Source organism: Pseudoalteromonas sp. S16_S37, assembly GCF_014694405.1.
GTDB lineage: Bacteria > Pseudomonadota > Gammaproteobacteria > Enterobacterales > Alteromonadaceae > Pseudoalteromonas.
Genome location: NZ_JAAUWV010000129.1, coordinates 1 through 1,957, shown reverse-complemented (window position 1 = coordinate 1,957; position 1,957 = coordinate 1). Strand labels below are relative to the sequence as shown.

Annotated in this window: 2 rRNA genes; both read right to left on the bottom strand. The window is 51.0% G+C overall.

From position 1 onward, the window contains the following. A 5S ribosomal RNA gene (rrf, locus tag HC733_RS22085) occupies positions 1 to 114 on the bottom strand; the annotation flags it as partial. A 120-nt stretch (positions 115 to 234) separates the two neighbouring features. Beyond that, a 23S ribosomal RNA gene (locus tag HC733_RS22080) occupies positions 235 to 1,957 on the bottom strand; the annotation flags it as partial.

The window sequence follows — 1,957 nt, the reverse complement described above, 5'->3', positions numbered from 1 at the left end:
CCTGGCGATGTTCTACTTTCACATGGCAGCTGCCACACTATCATCGACGCTGTTTCGTTTCACTTCTGAGTTCGGCATGGGGTCAGGTGGTTCCAAAACGCTATGTTCACCAGGAAAATCGGTGCGCTAATCGGTCATAAACCAATTAGCTAAATCTGGAAAAAAGTCTGATAATTCGTAAAACGCTACTTCAGTAACACTAACTTCTAGCGTGTAAAACCACTTTGGCGTTGTATGGTTAAGCCTCACGGGTAATTAGTACTGGTTAGCTTAATGTATCACTACACTTCCACACCCAGCCTATCAACGTTGTAGTCTCCAACGGCCCTTCAGTTAACTTAAAGTTAAAGTGAGAACTCATCTCGAGGCTCGCTTCCCGCTTAGATGCTTTCAGCGGTTATCGATTCCGAACGTAGCTACCGGGCAATGCAATTGGCATCACAACCCGAACACCAGCGGTTCGTCCACTCCGGTCCTCTCGTACTAGGAGCAGCCCCTCTCAATTCTCAAACGCCCACGGCAGATAGGGACCGAACTGTCTCACGACGTTCTAAACCCAGCTCGCGTACCACTTTAAATGGCGAACAGCCATACCCTTGGGACCGACTTCAGCCCCAGGATGTGATGAGCCGACATCGAGGTGCCAAACACCGCCGTCGATATGAACTCTTGGGCGGTATCAGCCTGTTATCCCCGGAGTACCTTTTATCCGTTGAGCGATGGCCCTTCCATTCAGAACCACCGGATCACTATGACCTACTTTCGTACCTGCTCGACGTGTCTGTCTCGCAGTTAAGCTGGCTTCTACCATTACACTAACCGTACGATGTCCGACCGTACTTAGCCAACCTTCGTGCTCCTCCGTTACTCTTTGGGAGGAGACCGCCCCAGTCAAACTACCCACCAGGCACTGTCCTCAACCCCGATTAGGGGCCTAAGTTAGAACATCAACACTACAAGGGTGGTATTTCAAGGTCGGCTCCACACAAACTAGCGTCTGTGCTTCAAAGCCTCCCACCTATCCTACACATGTAGGGTCAATGTTCAGTGCCAAGCTGTAGTAAAGGTTCACGGGGTCTTTCCGTCTAGCCGCGGGTACACAGCATCTTCACTGCGATTTCAATTTCACTGAGTCTCGGGTGGAGACAGCGTGGCCATGGTTACACCATTCGTGCAGGTCGGAACTTACCCGACAAGGAATTTCGCTACCTTAGGACCGTTATAGTTACGGCCGCCGTTTACCGGGGCTTCGATCAAGAGCTTCGCTTACGCTAACCCCATCAATTAACCTTCCGGCACCGGGCAGGTGTCACACCGTATACGTCATCTTACGATTTTGCACAGTGCTGTGTTTTTAATAAACAGTCCCAGCCACCTGGTCACTGCGGCTGTCGTCAGCTTAGAGAGCAAGTCTCATCACCAACAACAGCGTACCTTCTCCCGAAGTTACGGTACAATTTTGCCTAGTTCCTTCACCCGAGTTCTCTCAAGCGCCTTAGTATTCTCTACCTGACCACCTGTGTCGGTTTGGGGTACGATTCGAAATAATCTGAAGCTTAGAGGCTTTTCCTGGAAGTAGGGCATCAGTAACTTCACCACCTTAGTGGCTCGTCTCGTGTCTCAGCCTTAGCGACCCGGATTTTCCTAAGTCACCAGCCTACGCACTTTCACATGGACAACCAACGCCATGCTTACTTAGCCTGCTCCGTCCCCCCATCGCAATTATTCCAAGTACGGGAATATTAACCCGTTTCCCATCGACTACGCTCTTCAGCCTCGCCTTAGGGGTCGACTTACCCTACCCTGATTAACATGGGATAGGAACCCTTGGTCTTCCGGCGTGCGGGTTTTTCACCCGCATTGTCGTTACTCATGTCAGCATTCGCACTTCTGATACCTCCAGCATACCTCCCGGTACACCTTCAACGGCTTACAGAACGCTCCCCTACCCCGCGAA